Origin of the sequence: Bacillus sp. FSL K6-4563, assembly GCF_038630405.1 — a bacterium.
Taxonomy (GTDB): domain Bacteria; phylum Bacillota; class Bacilli; order Bacillales; family Bacillaceae; genus Bacillus; species Bacillus pumilus.
In genome coordinates this window covers 1,462,355-1,481,614 of record NZ_CP152030.1, presented here as the reverse complement: position 1 = coordinate 1,481,614, position 19,260 = coordinate 1,462,355, and the positions used below count along the sequence as shown (strand labels likewise).

Genomic DNA, 19,260 nt, shown 5'->3' with positions numbered 1-19,260 from the left:
GCTAGGTTTACAGTTAATTTGGGCTTTTAAATGTCACAGTGACGACTTTGTCTGAAATCTCCGCTCCACTTTTGACACTTTGTTTCACAGCATAGCCTTGTCCATTTGTTTCTATATGCACACCGGCAATCGAAGCATATTGAAGGACTTCTCTTCTGGACCAGCCTGTCATATCAGGCATCTTAATGGTTTTCCCTGCTGTTTTCAAGAAGACTTTCTGGCTTTCAGAGAATTCAGAGCCCGCACTCGGCCACTGGCGTTTAATGGACAGACCGTCGCCGATGACAACAGGTGTTAAGTGTTTATTTTTGACTTTTGTTTCTGCCTGCTTCACTTCTAAATCCAGGAATGAAGGCATCGTTTCTTGTTTCACTTTTTGTTCGCCTGATTTCTTATCGTCTGTTTTTGTTGGTGCAATATTTAAATATAGCAAACTATTTTTCATGACAGGGTTAAAGATTTGAGAAACCGGAGCTGACCCCGTTTCTGTTTCAGACAGCTGCGGCTGCTGGACAGCCACATAAACAAGTAGCTTCGGATCATCTTTTGGCGCCATTCCCATAAATGAAAAGACATAATCGTTTCTTCCTTGGAGGTAACCGCCGGCACCGCCAATTTGTCCAGTTCCTGTTTTTCCAGCAACGTCGAAGCCTTTGATTTGATAAGGCTGACCTGTTCCAATTTTCGAGGAAACAACCTCACCTAAAATGTCACGAACTTGCTTCGCTGTATCAGATGAAATCGGTTTTCCTGCCGCTGTTGGTTCGTGCTGCAAAATCGTTTTGTTTGTGTTCGGGTCTGTAATATGGTCAATGACATATGGCTTCATCATTGTTCCGCCGTTTGCTATCGCAGTGGCTGCTTCGATTTGTTGAATCGGTGTGATGGCTGATGCTTGACCATAAGCTGTCGATGCTTTGTCATATTCATATCTATAATTGATTTTACTAGACGCTTCGTTCGGCAAGTCAATCCCCGTTTTGTCATAGAAATGGAACTTCTGCAAATATTGTTCGTATCGTGTGAAACCTAGTTTTTCTTTTGCCAGCTTTGCAAAGGCCACATTTGACGAGCGAAGAACTCCTTGATGAAAGTCAATTTTCCCCCAGCCATTTCCGTTGTTATGGTCTCGGACAAGTCCGCCGCCTACTTTATAAGTACCAGATTGATATTTGTCATTGCCTTGGTAGACCCCTTCTTGGATCGCCGCAGCGAGGGTAAAGATCTTCATCGTTGAACCTGGTTCAAACGCATATGAAATCACATCATTGTTATAATTCGTAATGTCTAGTTCATTTAAATTAAAGCTTGGCCGCTGCCCCATCGCGAGAACCTTCCCAGTTTTCGGATCAACGACTGTGGCAATGATTTTCTTCGGCTTATACTTTTTGGCAACCTGCGTCATACTTTCTTCAAGAAACGCTTGAATTTTCTGATCGATGGTCAGCGTGACATTTTTCCCGTCTTTCGGGGCGACAATGTCTTCTTTACTATTCGGCAATGCCCATCCGCTTCTGTCACTGTTATATGTCACATAGCCGTCTTTTTCTTTTAAAAATTTGTTCAGTGCCTTCTCAAGTCCCATTGCACCTGACATGTCCTTTGTCGCCTCATTTAATCTGGCATAACCGATGAGGTTAGAAGCAAACATGCCGTTAGGATAATATCGCTTCGTGTCTTTTTCAAAAGCAACACCTGGAAGCTTTAGCTTTTCAATTTTTTCCTTCGTTGAAAAACTAATATCCTTCCCCGCTTTACCAAACTCCACTTGGAATGCATCTTTTGTATTGAGACGCTTTAAAATTTCGCTTTCACTCATATCGATGACTTTCGAGAGCTCTTTTGCCGTCTTTTCTTTATCGACGACATGCATTGGATGCTTAGGGTCCACTGTCATTTTCTTGCTCATGACCGCAATGAGCTTATACACAGATGTATCCTCAGCGATCACATTTCCATTCCGGTCTAAAATAGATCCTCTTTTTGCTTCAAGTGTTTTCTTCGATTGATATTGTTCATTTGCCTTGGCAGCTAATACTTGTCCATCAACCGTTCCTGTAATTTGAATATAGATAAAACGTGCTAGGATGATAAAGAAAAACAGGGCGAAGCAAATACTCGCAATTGCCGCGCCTCTGTTCATCATTTTATTCTTTTTAGGCATCGCCATGTTAATCGACCTTCTTAACATCTTTCGAAATAGTTAAGCCTGCTTTTTTTGCGGCATCAATGATTCTTTCTGGTTCACTCAGCAAGTCTTTTTCCTTTTGTAGCTCAGTGATCTTCTTCGATTCTAAAGATACTTGCTGTTCTAGCTTCTGCACTTCGATATTGGCGTGATAGACAGCAAAGGCTTTAGAAATGATGAGAATCGAGCTGCACATAAGAGCCATGACAAACATGACAAGTAAGATTTTTTCACCAAGTGTGATAGAACCTCTTCTTTTAATGACAACCGATTGGCCTTGCTGCTCTGTTTGATGTTGCTTCACTTCTCTTTGATAAGCCAAATTACTCATAAGAAACCTCCTTTTTATCATCATCTATGGTGTCGTTTTACTTTTTTTCTGCAATTCGGAGCTTCGCTGAACGGGCACGGTTGTTATGTTCCAGCTCTTGTTCTGATGCAACGATCGGTTTTCTCGTGATCAGCTTCAGCTTTGGTTCAAGTCCTTCTGGAATCACTGGTAGTCCGTGCGGAAGTTCTGGAAGAGAAGACATTTCTCTAAATGTACTTTTACAAATCCGGTCTTCAAGTGAATGGAATGTAATGACAGAAATTCTCCCCTTCGGATTGAGTAACTCTATTGCTTGTTCTAGTGCTTCTTCAAATACTTTCAATTCATCATTTACGGCAATTCGGATCGCTTGAAACACTCTTTTCGCTGGATGTCCGCCAGTTCGTCTTGCAGGTGCCGGAATTCCTTCTTTGATAATGTCAACAAGCTCAGCCGTTGTTTCAATTGGTGCTTTTTTTCTTGCTTCTTCAATTTTGCGTGCGATTTGCTTGCTGAACTTTTCTTCCCCATATTTGTAGAAAATCCGAACTAGATCTTCAAATGGCCATTCATTTACCACTTTTTTTGCCGACAATGCGGCTGATTGATCCATTCGCATGTCAAGAGGTGCATCATGGTGATAACTAAAGCCTCTCTCTGGTGTGTCGAGCTGAGGAGATGATACCCCAAGGTCAAAAATCACACCGTCTACGCTTGTAATACCTTGTTCATTCAGACGTTCTTTTAAATATCGGAAGTTGCTTTTTATGAAAAGAATGTTCGCTTTAGAATCCGCGAGCTTCTCTCGTGCATGATCCAGTGCAGCATCGTCTTGGTCAAATCCAATCAATGTTCCTTTTTCTGATAATTGAGATAGTAAATATGAGCTATGACCTGCTCCGCCTAGCGTGCAGTCCACATATGTACCGTCTTCTTTTACGTTTAAACCGTCAACTGTTTCTTTTAATAATACTGTCTCATGTTGAAACATGATGTTATGGTCCCACCTTTTTCAAATAGAAATGAATGAATGTGTAGAAAGCTTGCTGCACAAGGGATTATTATATATCAAATCCAATCATGTTTTCAGCAATTTCAGCAAAAGAATCTTCTTGCTCTTCTGTATATTGTTCCCAGATCGACTTACTCCACAACTCAATTCGATTTGAAACGCCGATGACCACACATTCTTTTTCGAGTTTTGCATATTGGAGTAGGTTTGATGCGATGTTGATACGCCCCTGCTTGTCCAGATCGCATTCGACTGCGCCAGAGAAGAAGAACCGGGTAAACGCACGTGCATCTTTTTTCGTTAGCGGTAGTGCTTTGAGTTTCTCTTCGATTAGTTTCCACTCACTCATAGGGTAGCCAAATAAACATTGATCAAGCCCTCTCGTCAGCACAAACTGTTCTCCGAGACCGTCTCTAAATTTAGCAGGGATGATCATGCGCCCTTTTGTATCAATCGTATGTTGGTATTCACCCATGAACATGATAATCAGAGCCCCACTTTCTCACCCATACTCTCCACTATCCACCACTTCTCTCCACAAAACTTATTCTACACTGTTTCTACATAAAAAAAAACCCTGAACTAGTCAGGGTTCATTAAAACTTTATTTCAAAGTTTGACAATTTGTTGCTTGTTTTGAAATGAAAATGGCATATTTTTGAATGTTTTGAAGAATTCTGGACCATATTTGTTTAAAAAGTACATGATATTCCAAATTCTTTCTTGCGGAGCATCTAGTGGTTTTAAACTATTTTCAATCCGTTCAAAGTCCCGAAGGATATATCCTTCCTTCTCTTCCACACGCTGCGCAACCTTTTGATAAACAAATTGAAGCTGGTCTTCAATAAATTTGGCATTTTTATCTAGCAGCTGCTCGAAGTTTGGTTCAATCTCCAGTGCTTCTTGTCTCATCACGTCATGAGCATTTGCTAATTCACGTTTGGCGTGTTGAACCGCTTGAACAAAGCTGTCTGGAAGACTTTGCTGAAAGTGCGCTTCTTTCTTTTTTTTCACTCCATTTGTCAGCACTTCTTCTACCGACAGTTCTCTAACTGGCAGTTTCTTGTCGATGTGCCTTTCAAGAAGGGTTACATGCAGTCTCGGAAGAACAGGCGCCATCTTTAATTTAAAATGCTCAAAGATTCCTTTCAGTTCTCCCCAATAGTTAACCTCACCGTGTCCTGCCATAAAGGCAAGTGTCGGGAGAAGGGTTTCCTGCATCAAGGGACGCGTCACCACATTGTTGCTAAACCGTTCTGGGTGCTCCTCCACTTCCTGCAAAAGCTCTTCCTTCGTCCACGTAAGCCCCACTTCTGATATAGAAAACCGGCCGTTCTCTTTTTCAATCAGGAAACGTTCCTCATCATATTCGTAAAACAGATTCGCCTGATTGTCACCAGCTTCAATAATTGGCTGATATCCTGCTCGTTTCATAGCAGCCTGTGATTCATTTAAGCGAGCAGTAACTGCATCATTTGTCTCGACAATGTGCTTGAATAACGGACGCTCGAGTGGTTTGACACCTAAGTCACCTGAATTAAATAAAAGCAGCCCATCCTCTTCAAAGAGGTCACATACAATCCATTCAAAGAAATCAGTAAACGTTTGTGATTTGCGTAAACATCGAAGAAGCTGATCAAACAAGTCATTGGTGTATGCAGATTCTTCATACGTTGAAAACACATCACGGAGCCATGTCTCGGTTTTTTCTTGATCAAGCGGGATTCTTTTCGCAGCCGCTTTTTTGACGTTATGTAATGACAGCTTTTGTTTCACTGGCCCTTTTTCGCCAGATGTGTACACAAAATTAATTTCATCTACGTCATGATCCTCACCGGCTACCCAAAAGACCGGAATCACCGGGACGCCAAGCTCTGTTTCTTTTTCTTTTGCAAACTGAATGATGGATATGATTTTATGTATGGTATAAAGCGGTCCTGTTAATAGACCAGCCTGCTGTCCTCCGACCACCATGACACTCCGTTCATCACGGATCTTTTCAATGTTCTGGCGCATCGCTTTCGATTCAAACTTTGCGTGGTACGCGCTCATATAATCCGCTAAAGCCTCGCGCGGGAAGCTCATTTCCATGAGATCGTCGTATCTCTTTTTCCATGTGTGCTCAGAATGTATATCATAATCAAAAAAAGTCGTCATCTCTTTTTTTTCTTCTATATAATCACGTATGAATAAATTCTGACTTCGGATGGAAAGTTCAGTCAATTGCATGTTTAGAACTTCCTTTCTTCAATAAATAGTTAGTTTCCCGAAAAAAGTATAGCATGTAAATGAGCTCACTCAAAAGATTTTGTTTGCTTTTTTTCCAATACTTCCAAGCTTCGATCAAAGAAAGTGAGATGTGGCGCCGCAACGCTGTGAGCTTGAGCCTTTTTTAAAAGATAGCCAAGGATGGCTTTTCTTTCGGTTTGGCGGCCTTTCACTATATCTTGAAGCATAGACGACTGATTCTCAGCCGTTTTCTCACAAACAGAGACTACATAAGACCAGAGCCGCTCTTTTTCATGTAAGCTCAAGATGGAAACTGCTTCTTCAAATGCACATTTCATCATGTATTCATATGAAGGGTTTGCGATCAATTCCCCGTTTCTCACATGCAGCAAAGCCGTGAGCGGATTAATACAGACATTGACAAGCAGTTTTTCCTCCAGCACCTTTTTCCATTCATCCGTATAGATCATCTGAAAATGAGATGATGTCTCATTCAATGCTTTTTTTATATCAGCTGCTTCTTCATGCTGAAATGCCCCCCACTTAATGACACCGATACCTGTATGGTTCACTGCATGATCTGACATCTTCATAGCTCCGTGCTCTACCACACCTATGTATAATGAATGTCCCGTTTTCCAATTCTCCAAATCTAATAAGTGAGCCATTCCGTTCTGTAAGAATAAGATACGATGAGGAGGTAATGTCGATAGTTCACCAAGTACATCTTGCAAATGATGATATTTCACTGTCACGATGAGCAAATCAAATTCTCCTGTTATTCCTGTCTGTGCATGAACAGCCGCCTGGCATGTTTCTCCTTTTACTGTTCGCTCAATGCCTACTGCTCGAATCTCTTCTGCCTGTTCGTTTCTTCTTGTAAAGACTGTGATGTCATGATGCTGTGATAAATAACTAGCACAAAGCAGACCAATCGCACCGCCGCCAATGATTCCAATATTCAACTGCCGCACATCCCTTTTTCGTTTACTTCATGATATCAACTATTTTAACAGGTTCATGTCGTGATGCAAAAAGCAGATGGCGCGCTATGATTGAATTTTTTTAATTTAAAAACTATAATAATAAGTGTAAAAACTTTTTGAGGCGGGTGGGATGAAAACGCCTTCAATGACATCACTGTCGACATTATGTGTGTAAGGGGGAAGATCATATGGCACAAGTAAAACGACTTCTAATTAATTACAAAACGTTAGAGGAATTTAAACAATTTAAGGAATACGGCATACAAGAGCTATCCATGCTCGAAGACCTTGAAAGCAATATGATTGAAAATGACAGCAACTCTCCATTTTATGGGATTTATTTTGGAGATAAGCTAGTGGCACGTATGAGCCTTTATCAAGTGGACGGCTCAACGACAACGTATTTTAACCACAACCATGATTATTTAGAGCTGTGGAAGCTGGAAGTGCTTCCTGGGTATCAGCGCAAAGGGTACGGCGAAGCACTTGTTGAATTCGCTAAATCGTTCGGATTGCCAATTCGGACCAATCCGCGCGTCAAATCTGCTGGTTTTTGGGATAAAATGGGCTTTGAAGCAGTCAAATATGATATGGAGCGCGATAAGGGTGAAAATCCCCTCATCTGGGAGCCCGCACATATTCAAAAAAATACAGGTGAATCCGCTTAAATCCTGATCACAAAACGCCCCTCCTTTCTTTGTGAGGGGCGTCTCTTTATTTAGCATATTCTTTTAAGCTGATATTCTGTTTGACTCTTTCAACAATACTTATGAGTGCCCGGTAATCTTCTTCTGTCATTTTTAATTGCCGCTTTAAGTGTTCATTTTCTTCTGTAAGTGACTTCAATTGATGCTGTGCATCTGCCAGTTCTTCGCGTAAATGAGTAGGTCCATCAGGTTCTTTTTCAAGCTGCTCTAAAAACTGAATCACTTCTCGAAGGGTCAATTCAGCCTGATTTGAAGTAGTCTTCTCTTCTATGGTTAACGCATGCTGTGGTAAACCAGAGGAATGAATACCTATTTTTTTGCGCAATTCTTTCCGCTGTTTTTTTGCCAGCTCTATGCCTGCCTGATATTGTTTTCTAACGTATGAGTTCCACCTGAAACCACATGCTGCCGCTGTTCTTGACAATGCTTTCCCGACTTCCTCAAATGCGGAAAGCTGCGTTCCTCCGTCTCGAATGTGCCTTAAGACAACTTCTGCTAAAAGTAAATCTTCATCCTGTGTCCATGCGTCCTGCCTTGTAATTGTCAATTGATCATCCCCCCTGAATCTGAATACCACATCATATGCGCCTACTAGAGTAGATAGACTATTTGCAGGAGAGAATCCTAAAAAATAGACAAATAAAAAAACGCAAGGGAAGAATTCCCTCACGTTTTTTTATCAAGCATTAGTTGCTTTTTACGTCTTTGCCTTTGTATGTTCCGCAAGATTTGCAGACACGATGAGAAATTTTCATTTCACCGCATTCTGGGCAAGCTACCATACCAGGTACTTGTAGTTTGAAATGCGTACGACGCAATCTTTTTTTCATTTTAGAAGTTCTTCTAAAAGGTACAGCCATTATTCCCACCTCCTTAAAGAGTTAAGTTAAGATTCATTATTTTCTTCTAAGAGCTTCTTCAAGCCTTCCAGACGCGGATCAATTCGGTTTTGATGTGCATCTTCCGAAATGACCGCCCAGTCATTCCCTTCTTGTGGTGCAGCACCTTTTACGTCCGTTTGGTCGCAAAAGATTTGCATCGGCACTTCAAGAAGAATTTCTTCCTTGACTAAAGGCGTTAAGTCGATGATATCGTCTTCTACAATAGAAACGTCTTCATCTTCTATGTCGTCTGTCTTATGAAGTACAAATAGTTCTTTCGTTGAAATCGCAAATGGATAATTTACATCAACAAGCGTTCTTGAACAAGGCAATGTCATTTCACCTGTGATGGTTAAATCAAATGCGACTTGCTTTGATTCGATCACTCCAGTCCCTTTCACCTCTACCGGTGAAATGCGACGTATATCTGAATGAAGGCTAGTAAGTTCATTTAAGTCAACCGTCTCATGAAAATCGAAGCTGTTTTTAGCTTTTTGATGTAACTGATAAACTGTCCATTTCAATTGTATCACCTCTAAGAGCAACAAACATGATTATAGCTTTCCTCATGTTATTTGTCAATATTTTTTCTTTACAGTCCTTTGTGATGTCAGAGCGTTGTTTGACATCAGTTCTCGGAATGCCTACACTGAAAAAAATGGGCTTCATTTTTCTCTTATGCTACTGTAGCATAGACCATTTAACCATAGCAAGAAAGGCGGAACATCTATTGAAAGCAACAGGAGTCGTTGTCGAGTATAATCCATTTCATTATGGACATGCCTATCATGTTCGTCAGGCGAAAACACATACCTCCTCAGATGTTGCCATTGCCGTCATGAGCGGTTCCTTCCTCCAGCGCGGTGAGCCTGCCATCGTCTCAAAATGGGCGCGGACAAAAATGGCACTGCAAAACGGTGTAGACATTGTGTGTGAGCTTCCATACATATACGCAGTGCAAAAGGCAGAAACCTTTGCAAACGGTGCTGTGGCGATTCTAGATGCTTTAAAATGCCGCTCCCTTTTTTTCGGCAGCGAGGATGGTGACATCAAAGCATTCGAGCGAACAGCTCGTGCTTGGCATGAGAAAAAAGAAGAAATTGACCTTTTCACAAAAGGAAAAGTAAAAGAGGGCCTTAGTTATCCAGCTGCAGCTGCTGCTGCGTTTCAAGAGGTGATTGATCCTAAGCACTTACTGGATCTGTCTCTGCCCAATAACATTTTAGGTTTCCATTATGTCAAAGCCATCTTGGAGAGATCCCCTCACATGCAGCCCTTTACCTCTCAAAGGATTTCATCTGGTTATCATGATGAAGAACTACCTGAAAATCAGAAAATCGCAAGCGCAACAAGTATACGAAAAGCGTTAAAAGATCATGGTACATTTGAAACAGTCGCCCCTTATCTCCCAGAAGCTACGCTCAAGCAATTACATGACTATCATTCTTCATATGGTCTTCTACATACACAAGAAGCCTACTTTAGCTTCTTAAAACACGTTTTTCACACAATGGATACGGCAGAACTAGAAGGCATCTATGAAATCGAAGAAGGCATCGAACACCGCATGCAAAAGGCGATTACACATGCGTCCTCCTACGAGGAATATCTATCACTTGTGAAAACAAAACGCTATACGTGGACGAGGCTGCAACGGATGAACACACATCTCTTAATGAGGGTGAAAAAGAGTGCCATGCATGAGCTGCTGAAAGAGAAAAAAGCGCCTTATATTCGTTTACTTGGTATGTCAAAGAAAGGGCAGCAATACTTATCTCTTGTGAAAAAAGAATTGGACGTGCCGCTCGTCAGTAAGCTGTCTGCCTTTTCACATCCCGCACTTAATCTTGATATTCGCGCATCCCGCGTCTTCAGCCTGCCCGTTAGTGAGCCGATGCAAACGAACTTAACGGAAGCGGAATTTAAAACCTCACCGATCCGATATGATGAAGAGACTGGTCTCTTCCAGTCTTAGCAAAAAAAGCAGCCTTGCGGAAGGCTGCTCCAAATTGTTGACACAGGGCTAAAATGATCTTTATTTTAGCCTTTGTCTTCTTTTCAGCATAATAGAAAGCCTTTGCAGTCCTGACAAAGAATGCAAAGGTTTGTCTACATGCTGAGAGCAGCCTTTATGAAGGCTGCTCTTTTTTGATTAAGATGCTTTCTCTTTTAATTTGTTTAAATAGTTCAGGGCATCTTGCATTGTATCTACAGGCACAATTTTCATATCACTTTTAATATCTTTCGCTGTTTTGACAGCATTTCTATAGTCTGAATTTGGATCACCTTTATCATTCGGTGCAAAGAATATATCTTTTCCTGCTTTATCTGCCGCCACGACCTTTTGATCGATTCCACCAATTGGACCGACCGTTCCATCGGCGTCAATCGTTCCCGTTCCTGCAATCGCATAGCCATGTGTTTCGTCTTCTTTTGTCAGCTGGTTATAAATTTCAAGTGACATCATAAGACCCGCTGACGGTCCGCCGATATTTTCAATATCCACCTTAATAGAAGGTGAGACTTTCACATTTCGGTCTGTAAATAATGATACGCCAATTCCAACTCGATTCGGCTCTTCTTTAAATGGTTTTAACGTCACTTTCTCCGTCATGTCTTTGCCATTTCGTTCAAGGACAAAACGGACAGATGTACCTGCTTTTTTGCTGCTGATATACGAAACCATTTTATCAGCAGAATCATAGGTCTTGCCATCAACGCTTTTAATTCGGTCGCCCACTTCAATTTTGCCGTAAGCAGGCATTCCTTTCATCACGTAGCTTGCATATACGCCGTTAAACGTATAATCTACTTTTTTACCTGCTTTTGTATATGCTGCAATCATGGCATTTTCTTGCGAGCTTTTCATCAGCTGAAGCTGCCGTTTCATATAATCTTGATCCGACTCCCCGTCCGCTTTAATATTTTCTTCTGGGACGATTTCATCATATTTATTCATTTTCGCAAGCAAATACGTATACGGATTGGCTGGACCTACTTTAATTGTCATAAGAGAGAAGCTGCCCTTCTCGCCATATCCGCCGTCTACTTGAATGTGGGGAGCAATCTCGGTTGCATCACCCGGCTTTGTCACGTAATATGGCAGTTTGACAAAGGTTAAGCCACATAATACAAGGATAACGACAAAAAAGCTGAGCCAGCGAATATTTAATTTTTTCATTCGATTAACACTCCCATTTATCAATGACATCTTTCAGTGTACCTGTTAGTTGATCTGCGGCAAGCTCACCTGCTTCAATCATCTCCTGCACCTGCGCGAACGCACTCGAGCTAAATGTTTCAAGCCTCGGCCGAATCATGACATCAGCGTGAATGGTTTGATGACGGACCAATTCATTTTGAAGGATGTCCAAACTTTGCATAATCACATCCGATAATCTCGTCGCCTTTTCCGTTTTTTTCACTCTTGATACATCAGAGGCGATGATGAGGTCTGCGCCCATATCTTTTAAAACAGACACAGGAATGCGGTCCACAACCGCTCCATCCACTAGCTGTCTGCCGCCCATTTCATGAGGAACAAACACGCCCGGAATGCTGATGCTTGCTCTGACTGCTTGTGAGACAGACCCTTTTTTAAACACGACCTTCTCCCCTGTCTCGAGGTCACAGGCAACCACTGCAAGGGGCATTTTTAATTCTTCGAATTTTTTCCCATATGTAAACGTGTGAATCAGCTGCAAAATTCGATTTCCTTTTAAAAGACCGATTTTTGGCAGTGTATAGTCAGCATAATACTTTTTTCTGAAGACAAGTGCAAGTTTTTTCATTTTTTCTACGTCCTGTCCTGCCGCATAAAAGCTCCCAACAAGTGCGCCAATACTGCTGCCAGCAATCATATCTACCTGAATACCTTGTTTCTCAAGACTAGATAAAACTCCGATATGTGCCATTCCCCTCGCACCTCCAGAGCCTAACGCAAGCCCGATGACTGGTCGCCTCATGAAAATCCACCCTCCTCTTTTCTATGCATATATACGAATCTATTGGTCTAAACATGCCCCTTCTGCTCGTATAGTAATAGAAGACAGGCTCGGCTAGTTTCTTTCTTTTTTGATCACGAGCTCGCCAATAGATCATAACGGCAAGGGGCGAAATCTCCATGAAAAAATGGAACACTCTGTTCATCGCTGCTTTTTTTATCTTTTTAACAGCCACTGTGATTACACATCCACAAGCCTCTTTGCAAGCGTCTAAAAATGGACTTGCAATGTGGTGGGAGGTTGTATTTCCATCATTGCTTCCTTTTTTTATTTTGTCCGAGCTATTAATTAGTTTCGGGATTGTCAGATTTGTCGGGGTATTATTAGAGCCATTTATGCGCCCCATCTTTCGAGTGCCTGGTGTAGGCGGATTTGTCCTAGCGATGGGAATGGCATCAGGCTTTCCTTCTGGTGCGAAATTAACCACAAGACTCAGGCAAGAAGGACAACTGACACAAATCGAAGCAGAGCGCCTCGTTTCTTTTACAAATTCATCGAACCCATTGTTTATTTTCGGTGCGGTGGCTGTTGGTTTTTTTCATCATCCAGCTTTAGGAATTGTTTTGGCCTGCGCACATTATTTAGGGAATCTCGCTGTTGGGGTGACGATGCGAGGATATAAAGCACGGCATGATGCACATCTGAGAAGCCGTAAGCAAATTTTATTCCCACCGTTTCAAGAGGCATTCAGCGCTCTTCATACAGCAAGACTCGCAGAGAAAAGACCGCTCGGCCAAATTTTAAGTGATGCGGTCATGTCATCAGTCCAAACACTCTTTATGATTGGCGGCTTTATTATCTTATTTTCTGTGTTTAGCAAAATGCTGTCAGTTGTTCATGTGACGGATCTCTTATCCATAGGGATCGGATATATGCTGCAAACGATGCACCTTCCGCCAGAATTAGATCTTGCGATGATTGCCGGTTTATTTGAAATCACATTAGGAAGTCAGCTGACAGGGTCACAGGAAGTCACCCTTCTTGCTAAAACGATTGTCGTCAGCTTTATATTAGGATTCAGCGGGTTTTCTGTTCAAGCTCAGGTCGCTGGCATTCTGGCGGCAACAGATATACGCTTTAAACCGTTTTTCTTCGCTCGTTTGCTTCACGGGATTTATGCAGCTGTTTTTGCCTTCTTATTGTTCAAGCCTCTTTATGTCTCTCGATCTGACATGGCTCTCCCAGCAGGTGCCTTTGAAGCAAGCCAGCAGGTCGTCATGTACAGCAGTGTGCTTTGGAATCAGCTTGTGACAGTTGGCCCTTTGATCACGCTATGCAGCTTGATCTTGTATACGGCGCTATACTATCAGAAATTAAAAAAAGGATGAGTGCACAGTGCACTCATCCTTTAAATTTTTCTATCAGCGCTTCTTCTACCTCTTTTGGCACAAGGTCTTTGACTGAACCATCATATTTCGCTACTTCTTTGACAATGCTTGAGCTTAAGAAGGAATACTGATTGTTGGTCATCATGAAAAACGTTTCAATGTCATCGTTTAACACTTTATTCATTGATGTGCCCTGCATTTCATATTCAAAGTCTGTCACAGCTCTTAATCCGCGTAAAATGACTTTGGCTTCTTTTTGTTTCGCATAATCAACAAGCAGACCGTGAAAGGATTCGACTTTGATATTTGGCAGATCCTTCGTCGCTTGGCGAATGAGCTCACACCGTTCTTCAACGGTAAATAACGGTTTCTTGGATGAGTTATTTAGTACACATACATACACTTCATCAAAGATCTTTGCACCTCTTTTGATGATATCCAAATGGCCCAATGTGACTGGATCGAAGCTACCCGGACAAACGGCTATGTTCCCCATGCTTTAATTTCCCCGCTTTCTATAGATCGTAATACCAGTCAACCCGTACAGTTCCTGTCTTGATATGTAAAGCTGTCCAGCTTCCTCTGGCAGTATAACGTCCTTATCATGCTCACACACGATTACGCCGTCATCTGTTAATAAGGCATGCTCGTCAATCATGTCAAGAAGTGCTTTTAGCTGTTGATCTTTGTAAGGCGGATCAAGAAAGATCGCTTGAAAGGATTCCTCTCGTTTCACAACGGCTGCAAGTGCACGCTTTGCCTCGTTTCGAAACACTTCACTTTGATCAATCAGCTCCAATTGATTGAGGTTTCCTTTTATCGTTTGAATCGCCTTCATATCTCGATCAACGAATATGCAATGATCGAATCCTCTAGAAAGCGCTTCAATCCCTAAACCACCGCTTCCCGCAAATAAATCAAGGGCCCATCCGCCATCAAAATACGGGCCGATCATATTAAATATCGATTCTTTTACCTTATCTGTCGTCGGTCTTGTTGATTGACCTGGTACCGCTTTAAGTGTGCGGCCTTTTCTCGTTCCAGAGATGACTCTCATTTTTCCACCACTTTTTCTGCTTGCTTCTATTGGTTATTGTGTATGACAAAAAATCCAACATTATCTTACCACAACACTCCGCAGGGGACAATGCGCAGACTTTCATTCATTTACTATGTATAGATCAAGGAAAGCGGGGTCATACTACTTATAACAGCATCTGATGTGGTGCTGTTGCCAACCGCGGAGAAGACTTACGTTTCCCCATAAGTTCTTCCTCCGGTTTCTCCTCTCCCTTTGCCTTCTCCTTAATGAATCATTAAGAATAGAAGGACCCCGCGGGTGATGCCGCGGGGGTTTTTTTGTGTCTTTAAAAGCCCACTTTATAATCATACTCTTTTGCTTTGTCCAATTTGGATTCGTACTCTAATTTAATAAAGGGTTTATATGAAGGCTCAACACGTTTCACAAATGGCAATGAGCTGAGCTTAGCCATATGGCGCTCGAGATCATTCATATCACAATAGATCACTGCATATTTCATTTTCCGTGAAATATAGTGAACATTTCCAAATTTTCTTAGCGCCTTTGACTGCTTTAACGAATGCAGCCAAACGACCATCCCTTGACGTTTGGTTTCCATCTTTTCACCTGCCGCTTTTTCAATTCTTTTCAGTCATTATGTAAAAGACGAGACATTCAAGTCTCGTCAAGATACTTTACAGCCACAGCTGCCACCAGATCCACAGCCACCGCCGCATGATGATAGACCATCAAAATATGGGTTCCCTGTTGGAACTTTGATATATGCTGATACAGCTTGACCGATTTCAATACTAATCTCATCTAAGATGGATTGAATCGCTGTTTCTGCTTTTTTGAAATCAACCACTGTATCGTGAAGATCTAACTTTCTTTTGACCTCACGCATTTCCTTTGAGATCGTTCTATAGTCCGGATGGTATTTGCCGAACCGCTGCACATCCTCATATTGCTCTTTTACTTTTGTAAAATGGGCAATAATTTGTTGGGCTTCTTCGTCTTGCTGGAGACGCTTAAAGCAGTTGCGGTAATGTTCAGCCTCCTCCGACTGAAGAATCATGGCAGCCAATTGATTCGCTTCCTCTTGGAGCTCCACAGATTCGATTGTCGCATACATAAATGATGCACCTCCAATTCATAGTTTACCACGAAACCTATGGATCAGAAAATGCTTTTACGTCACAAATACATCCCATGTCTCTCTTTTCTGCCTATATTCTGGATGACGAGAATTGAGCACAACGGTCATTTTATGCTTTCCTTTTGAGAGATGCTTGACCACAAATGCAGCAGTATATTCATTGCCTGCACGTTTTCCGTCTACATACACTGTAAAATATCCCGCCTTCTCATCCTTTTTTAGTCGCGTAGGCTCAAGATGAAAATCTTGCAGTGTACTTTCTATATAAACAGAAGACCCCTGCACTTTGTATTTTAAAAAACCTTGCTGCTTCATTTCGCTTTGGGCTTGCTGCATCACATGTACAGCTGGATCTTGCTTTATGACTTGCTTCTCTTCATGTTGACTTTGACACCCGGTGACAAGAAAAAGCAATGCGCATATTGACAGCATCCATTTCATCATCTGATTCTCCTTTCATCTACTTTTATAGGATGCTCAGGAAATAGACATCTTAATCAACTCAAAAAAGCCTCATCCGGCTCCATTTTGATTGCGCATTGCTTGGAACATTTGAATCATCATTTCAGCCATTTGGACACTGTTACTCAACTGACTCACACGATGAGGAATGGTTTTTTCGTAAAAATTCATTTTATCTAATTCAAAGGACGATAGCTTATCAGGATGTCGAGTCAGCTGTCTGTACCAGAGAGGACGCTGTCTGATGAATTTGATTCGATCCTCTTCGGCCATGACAAACTCCAGTACTTCTTTCCGCACCAAAAGCATCCCCTTTCACTTAATCTTTCCTGAAGGAGAATGGGTGCTGACTGCCTCCAGATGAACCTTTCTTTGAGCCATTTGATGAAAATTGTCCGAGTAAGCTTTGTAAAGAGGAAATAGACTGGCTCATTTTGTTGATTTGTTCATTCATTTGATCAGCGTCCATTTTTTTCACAGCAGAAACCATTTTAGACATAAAATCGGCTTTTCCCGCTTCACTTGGCTTAGAGTCTTTTTCTTCTTTCACGTCTCCAGATTGCGTTTGCCGGTAAGGAGACCACATCTCATCTTCCTCACCAAACATGACCCAATTTTCGTATACACTTTGCCAGCTTTTTTCTTGCGTTTGCACTTCTTGAATTAACTTCGGATGGCGTCTGACGAATTGTTTAAATTCATCAATGGATGTTTGTTTTTGCTTGTTTGTCATATCCTCACCCCCCATACAAATGCCTACTATACTATATACATCAGCAGTTATTTTGGTGAGCCTCTTTTTCAATCAAAAAAACAGCTGCGATGGTGCAGCTGCTTTCGTTTAAGATGTTTTTTTAATGAAGTTTTGGGTGTAGTATTTTTCTTTCACACCGACGCCAAGGTGTGTGTAATCTTTATTTAATAACGCCTTCCTATGACCTTCACTATTGAGCCAGCCTTCTACCGCTGCAGGTCCATCTACATAATTATAGGCAATGTTTTCACCTGCGAGCTGAAATGCCACCTCGCCTCTTTCTAATCGGTCTTTCAGCGTACCGTATTTTTTAGATTCATGGGAGAAATAATGATTCTCTTTCATGTCCTCACTATGCATGAATGCCACTTCAGAGGTTTCATCATCCCACTTTAAGATCGGCAGTTTGTACTTATGACGAATTATATTGGTCATATCAAAAATTTGTTTTTGACTGGAAGCTTCGATCTCTTTCCATTTTTCACCCGATATTGCCTCTGGTTCTATCAATTGACCACGATAGACGACTTCGTATGGCTTTTGTTTCACAAATGTATCTGCGTTAAACGCCCTAATACTTGAAAGGGTGCTTTCAAACTTATCCATGTAAAGCTGAACATATACATCATCGTCCACTTTCACGGTAGGTCTTGTATTCATATCATCTTCTGAGAATTCAAAGCGGTATGAATTTTGTTCATCCTCTACATGAATGTAAGGTGCAATTTGTGTTTTTTTAAATACCTCACTTGTGGCTTGACCGATTTTAAACGGTTCAACATTGAGCCCGTCTCCTGTTGCAAACAATGTCACCACTTTACTATCCTTTACCCCTACTTGAATATAGTGCTTCTTCGATTGATTGTATATCCACCAGTCATAATCATATGCGGAAGGATCAATGCGATCTGGTTCTCCCAGCTGTTTAAGCACTTCGTTTGAAGATTTCCCCATAAAGGACATGAGCCCCTTTTTCGGGATGTTGATCGGCTTATCGCTAGATGTTTCTTCATTAGACACCTTCGGTTCATTGCTGTTTTCTTTTTCTGGTGAAGATCCATATTGAATAAACAGAACGTACGTTCCAGATATAATCAGGAGGATGAGGAGTGTTTTGAGCACAGTTTTCAAATAAACACCTCCGTTAAATTGGCAAGGTACAAAAAGTACCTTCTACTGTCATTTAAACAAAACTCGCTCTATTTATCAACGACAATACAGCCTATTTAACACGAATTTAAAATATGCCCCTCTTAATGAAGAAATCCTTGCCCATGATCTTGATCCTGCTGAGAGATTTCTGTCAGTGCATCTCCTGCGCGATCATTCGATAAATCTTCGACGGATAAATCTCCAAGAGCGACAATCCCTGTTAATGCACCGTTCTTCACAACAGGAATGCGGCGAAGCTGGTGCTCTGACATCAGCCGGACAATTTCTTCAAGCGTTGCATCTTCTTCTGCTGTCAGTACTTCCTTCGTCATCAGCGAGCCTACTTCGTGTGAGTTTGGCTTTTTTTCTGCAATGCCTCTGAGTACAAGGTCACGGTCTGTCACGATACCAACGAGCTGATCTCCGTTAACCACGGGAATGGCTCCAATGTCTGCTTCTCTCATTTTGACTGCCGCTTCATACGTATTGTCATCTTGCTGACATGTCACTACTTTTTTTGTCATAATATCTTTGATTTTTTTTGTTTTCACGTTGATTCCTCCATCTGTTATTTTCTTTATTACTGTAACCAGGTTATAAAAGAACATACCTTTCACAGTTGAAAGTTTAACGCTTTCATACTATGATTGTCAGTAAAGGGAATTTTTATAAGGAGGGGTTTTGGGTGAAGTTTGAAGGTACGGGGATTGAAAAGGTAGCAGCTGACTTAAATAAATTAGATTTCATCATGGAAAGTGAAGGATTTGTACGAGCCGATCAATGGGATTATGAGCGTGTGACGTACGACAGAAAGTATAACATGGTAGAGGGAACCTTTTATTTACGCATTTCCGGCTACGCCACCGAAGGGGATGTTGGTTCAAAAAGAGCACACATACAGCTTCTCACACCTTTACTCGGAAAACATTATTATCCGCACGGTGTTGAATACGGCGAAGGCGAAGATTTCCCTAAGTCTCTCATCCAATCAAGCAAAAAAACACTTGAACAGCTGAAAGAAAAACTAGAAGCAATGACTGCAGAAGCATAAACGAAAGCACAGCCAT

24 protein-coding genes are annotated in these 19,260 nt (G+C 41.6%); 4 read left to right on the top strand and 20 right to left on the bottom strand.

Annotated elements, in window-relative coordinates; all coding sequences use genetic code 11:
* Nucleotides 1–13: 13 nt before the first annotated feature.
* From MHH54_RS07370 to MHH54_RS07345, 6 genes are all read right to left on the bottom strand, one after another.
* Nucleotides 14–2,164: a penicillin-binding protein gene (locus MHH54_RS07370; RefSeq protein WP_342500910.1), complete on the bottom strand. Its 2,151-nt coding sequence runs from the start codon at nt 2,162–2,164 to the stop codon at nt 14–16.
* A gap of 7 nt (nt 2,165–2,171) precedes the next feature.
* Nucleotides 2,172–2,519 carry a cell division protein FtsL gene (ftsL, locus tag MHH54_RS07365; RefSeq protein WP_044141994.1) on the bottom strand — a complete coding sequence of 116 codons (348 nt, stop codon included), beginning with the start codon at nt 2,517–2,519 and terminating at the stop codon, nt 2,172–2,174.
* A 37-nt stretch (nt 2,520–2,556) separates the two neighbouring features.
* Entirely contained in the window at nt 2,557–3,489 is a 933-nt protein-coding gene (gene rsmH, locus MHH54_RS07360; RefSeq protein WP_342500826.1) for a 16S rRNA (cytosine(1402)-N(4))-methyltransferase RsmH, read from the bottom strand.
* 70 nt (nt 3,490–3,559) lie between these two features.
* Nucleotides 3,560–3,991, bottom strand: a complete 432-nt coding sequence (gene mraZ, locus MHH54_RS07355; RefSeq protein WP_003211163.1) for a division/cell wall cluster transcriptional repressor MraZ — start codon at nt 3,989–3,991, stop codon at nt 3,560–3,562.
* A gap of 128 nt (nt 3,992–4,119) precedes the next feature.
* Nucleotides 4,120–5,739, bottom strand: a complete 1,620-nt coding sequence (gene bshC, locus MHH54_RS07350; protein ID WP_342500825.1) for a bacillithiol biosynthesis cysteine-adding enzyme BshC — start codon at nt 5,737–5,739, stop codon at nt 4,120–4,122.
* A 65-nt stretch (nt 5,740–5,804) separates the two neighbouring features.
* Nucleotides 5,805–6,704: a 2-dehydropantoate 2-reductase gene (locus MHH54_RS07345; protein WP_003212350.1), complete on the bottom strand. Its 900-nt coding sequence runs from the start codon at nt 6,702–6,704 to the stop codon at nt 5,805–5,807.
* A gap of 209 nt (nt 6,705–6,913) precedes the next feature.
* Between MHH54_RS07345 and MHH54_RS07340 the strand changes: the two genes are divergently transcribed.
* A complete protein-coding gene (locus MHH54_RS07340; protein ID WP_003211702.1) occupies nt 6,914–7,393 on the top strand; it encodes an N-acetyltransferase in 480 nt (159 codons plus the stop codon).
* Between the two features lie 46 nt (nt 7,394–7,439).
* On the opposite strand, the gene gerR is transcribed toward MHH54_RS07340, so the two are convergent.
* From gerR to MHH54_RS07325, 3 genes are all read right to left on the bottom strand, one after another.
* Nucleotides 7,440–7,979 carry a sporulation-specific transcriptional regulator GerR gene (gerR, locus tag MHH54_RS07335; RefSeq protein ID WP_106029737.1) on the bottom strand — a complete coding sequence of 180 codons (540 nt, stop codon included), beginning with the start codon at nt 7,977–7,979 and terminating at the stop codon, nt 7,440–7,442.
* A gap of 139 nt (nt 7,980–8,118) precedes the next feature.
* Entirely contained in the window at nt 8,119–8,292 is a 174-nt protein-coding gene (rpmF, locus tag MHH54_RS07330) for a 50S ribosomal protein L32 (RefSeq protein ID WP_008354700.1), read from the bottom strand.
* Nucleotides 8,293–8,318: 26 nt separating this feature from the next.
* Nucleotides 8,319–8,837: a DUF177 domain-containing protein gene (locus MHH54_RS07325; RefSeq protein WP_003210956.1), complete on the bottom strand. Its 519-nt coding sequence runs from the start codon at nt 8,835–8,837 to the stop codon at nt 8,319–8,321.
* Nucleotides 8,838–9,043: 206 nt separating this feature from the next.
* Between MHH54_RS07325 and MHH54_RS07320 the strand changes: the two genes are divergently transcribed.
* Nucleotides 9,044–10,288 carry a nucleotidyltransferase gene (locus MHH54_RS07320; RefSeq protein ID WP_034620043.1) on the top strand — a complete coding sequence of 415 codons (1,245 nt, stop codon included), beginning with the start codon at nt 9,044–9,046 and terminating at the stop codon, nt 10,286–10,288.
* A 177-nt stretch (nt 10,289–10,465) separates the two neighbouring features.
* Here MHH54_RS07320 and MHH54_RS07315 read toward each other — a convergent pair whose 3' ends face one another.
* Both MHH54_RS07315 and MHH54_RS07310 read right to left on the bottom strand, forming a co-directional pair.
* Nucleotides 10,466–11,494: a SepM family pheromone-processing serine protease gene (locus MHH54_RS07315; protein ID WP_050945105.1), complete on the bottom strand. Its 1,029-nt coding sequence runs from the start codon at nt 11,492–11,494 to the stop codon at nt 10,466–10,468.
* Nucleotides 11,495–11,498: 4 nt separating this feature from the next.
* On the bottom strand, nt 11,499–12,278 hold the full coding sequence (locus tag MHH54_RS07310; RefSeq protein ID WP_034619932.1) for a patatin-like phospholipase family protein: 780 nt from the start codon (nt 12,276–12,278) through the stop codon (nt 11,499–11,501).
* A 158-nt stretch (nt 12,279–12,436) separates the two neighbouring features.
* On the opposite strand from MHH54_RS07310, the gene ylbJ reads away from it, so the two are divergent.
* Nucleotides 12,437–13,645 (top strand): sporulation integral membrane protein YlbJ, encoded by a 1,209-nt coding sequence (ylbJ, locus tag MHH54_RS07305; protein WP_113386985.1) that lies wholly within the window; start codon nt 12,437–12,439, stop codon nt 13,643–13,645.
* Between the two features lie 13 nt (nt 13,646–13,658).
* Here ylbJ and coaD read toward each other — a convergent pair whose 3' ends face one another.
* The 9 genes from coaD to MHH54_RS07260 all read right to left on the bottom strand — a co-directional run bounded on the left by coaD (nt 13,659) and on the right by MHH54_RS07260 (nt 18,717).
* A complete protein-coding gene (gene coaD / locus MHH54_RS07300; RefSeq protein WP_044142001.1) occupies nt 13,659–14,141 on the bottom strand; it encodes a pantetheine-phosphate adenylyltransferase in 483 nt (160 codons plus the stop codon).
* 3 nt (nt 14,142–14,144) lie between these two features.
* Nucleotides 14,145–14,732, bottom strand: coding sequence for a 16S rRNA (guanine(966)-N(2))-methyltransferase RsmD (gene rsmD, locus MHH54_RS07295; RefSeq protein WP_257736834.1), 588 nt, complete (start codon nt 14,730–14,732; stop codon nt 14,145–14,147).
* Nucleotides 14,733–15,012: 280 nt separating this feature from the next.
* On the bottom strand, nt 15,013–15,285 hold the full coding sequence (locus MHH54_RS07290; protein WP_003212137.1) for a YlbG family protein: 273 nt from the start codon (nt 15,283–15,285) through the stop codon (nt 15,013–15,015).
* Between the two features lie 66 nt (nt 15,286–15,351).
* Nucleotides 15,352–15,801: a YlbF family regulator gene (locus MHH54_RS07285; RefSeq protein WP_007499807.1), complete on the bottom strand. Its 450-nt coding sequence runs from the start codon at nt 15,799–15,801 to the stop codon at nt 15,352–15,354.
* Nucleotides 15,802–15,858: 57 nt separating this feature from the next.
* On the bottom strand, nt 15,859–16,266 hold the full coding sequence (locus tag MHH54_RS07280) for a hypothetical protein (RefSeq protein ID WP_050945107.1): 408 nt from the start codon (nt 16,264–16,266) through the stop codon (nt 15,859–15,861).
* Between the two features lie 72 nt (nt 16,267–16,338).
* Nucleotides 16,339–16,587: a YlbE-like family protein gene (locus tag MHH54_RS07275; RefSeq protein ID WP_034619936.1), complete on the bottom strand. Its 249-nt coding sequence runs from the start codon at nt 16,585–16,587 to the stop codon at nt 16,339–16,341.
* Between the two features lie 19 nt (nt 16,588–16,606).
* Entirely contained in the window at nt 16,607–17,020 is a 414-nt protein-coding gene (locus MHH54_RS07270) for a YlbD family protein (protein WP_003212038.1), read from the bottom strand.
* A 108-nt stretch (nt 17,021–17,128) separates the two neighbouring features.
* Nucleotides 17,129–18,172 carry a CAP domain-containing protein gene (locus MHH54_RS07265; protein WP_003212349.1) on the bottom strand — a complete coding sequence of 348 codons (1,044 nt, stop codon included), beginning with the start codon at nt 18,170–18,172 and terminating at the stop codon, nt 17,129–17,131.
* Nucleotides 18,173–18,294: 122 nt separating this feature from the next.
* The gene (locus MHH54_RS07260; protein WP_050945467.1) at nt 18,295–18,717 is read right to left on the bottom strand and encodes a CBS domain-containing protein; all 423 of its coding nucleotides are present in this window, start codon (nt 18,715–18,717) and stop codon (nt 18,295–18,297) included.
* A gap of 161 nt (nt 18,718–18,878) precedes the next feature.
* Here MHH54_RS07260 and MHH54_RS07255 point away from each other — a divergent pair, with 161 nt between their 5' ends.
* Nucleotides 18,879–19,244 carry a YugN family protein gene (locus MHH54_RS07255; protein ID WP_106029745.1) on the top strand — a complete coding sequence of 122 codons (366 nt, stop codon included), beginning with the start codon at nt 18,879–18,881 and terminating at the stop codon, nt 19,242–19,244.
* The last annotated feature ends 16 nt before the right edge of the window (nt 19,245–19,260 follow it).

What these genes read in the sequence shown, in the direction of transcription:
- MHH54_RS07370 (WP_342500910.1), bottom strand. Translation starts at nt 2,164, where the DNA reads ATGCCTAAAAAGAATAAAATGATGAACAGAGGCGCGGCAATTGCGAGT.
- ftsL (WP_044141994.1), bottom strand. Translation starts at nt 2,519, where the DNA reads ATGAGTAATTTGGCTTATCAAAGAGAAGTGAAGCAACATCAAACAGAG.
- rsmH (WP_342500826.1), bottom strand. Translation starts at nt 3,489, where the DNA reads ATGTTTCAACATGAGACAGTATTATTAAAAGAAACAGTTGACGGTTTA.
- mraZ (WP_003211163.1), bottom strand. Translation starts at nt 3,991, where the DNA reads ATGTTCATGGGTGAATACCAACATACGATTGATACAAAAGGGCGCATG.
- bshC (WP_342500825.1), bottom strand. Translation starts at nt 5,739, where the DNA reads ATGCAATTGACTGAACTTTCCATCCGAAGTCAGAATTTATTCATACGT.
- MHH54_RS07340 (WP_003211702.1), top strand. Translation starts at nt 6,914, where the DNA reads ATGGCACAAGTAAAACGACTTCTAATTAATTACAAAACGTTAGAGGAA.
- rpmF (WP_008354700.1), bottom strand. Translation starts at nt 8,292, where the DNA reads ATGGCTGTACCTTTTAGAAGAACTTCTAAAATGAAAAAAAGATTGCGT.
- MHH54_RS07315 (WP_050945105.1), bottom strand. Translation starts at nt 11,494, where the DNA reads ATGAAAAAATTAAATATTCGCTGGCTCAGCTTTTTTGTCGTTATCCTT.
- MHH54_RS07310 (WP_034619932.1), bottom strand. Translation starts at nt 12,278, where the DNA reads ATGAGGCGACCAGTCATCGGGCTTGCGTTAGGCTCTGGAGGTGCGAGG.
- ylbJ (WP_113386985.1), top strand. Translation starts at nt 12,437, where the DNA reads ATGAAAAAATGGAACACTCTGTTCATCGCTGCTTTTTTTATCTTTTTA.
- coaD (WP_044142001.1), bottom strand. Translation starts at nt 14,141, where the DNA reads ATGGGGAACATAGCCGTTTGTCCGGGTAGCTTCGATCCAGTCACATTG.
- MHH54_RS07290 (WP_003212137.1), bottom strand. Translation starts at nt 15,285, where the DNA reads ATGGAAACCAAACGTCAAGGGATGGTCGTTTGGCTGCATTCGTTAAAG.
- MHH54_RS07285 (WP_007499807.1), bottom strand. Translation starts at nt 15,801, where the DNA reads ATGTATGCGACAATCGAATCTGTGGAGCTCCAAGAGGAAGCGAATCAA.
- MHH54_RS07280 (WP_050945107.1), bottom strand. Translation starts at nt 16,266, where the DNA reads ATGAAATGGATGCTGTCAATATGCGCATTGCTTTTTCTTGTCACCGGG.
- MHH54_RS07270 (WP_003212038.1), bottom strand. Translation starts at nt 17,020, where the DNA reads ATGACAAACAAGCAAAAACAAACATCCATTGATGAATTTAAACAATTC.
- MHH54_RS07260 (WP_050945467.1), bottom strand. Translation starts at nt 18,717, where the DNA reads ATGACAAAAAAAGTAGTGACATGTCAGCAAGATGACAATACGTATGAA.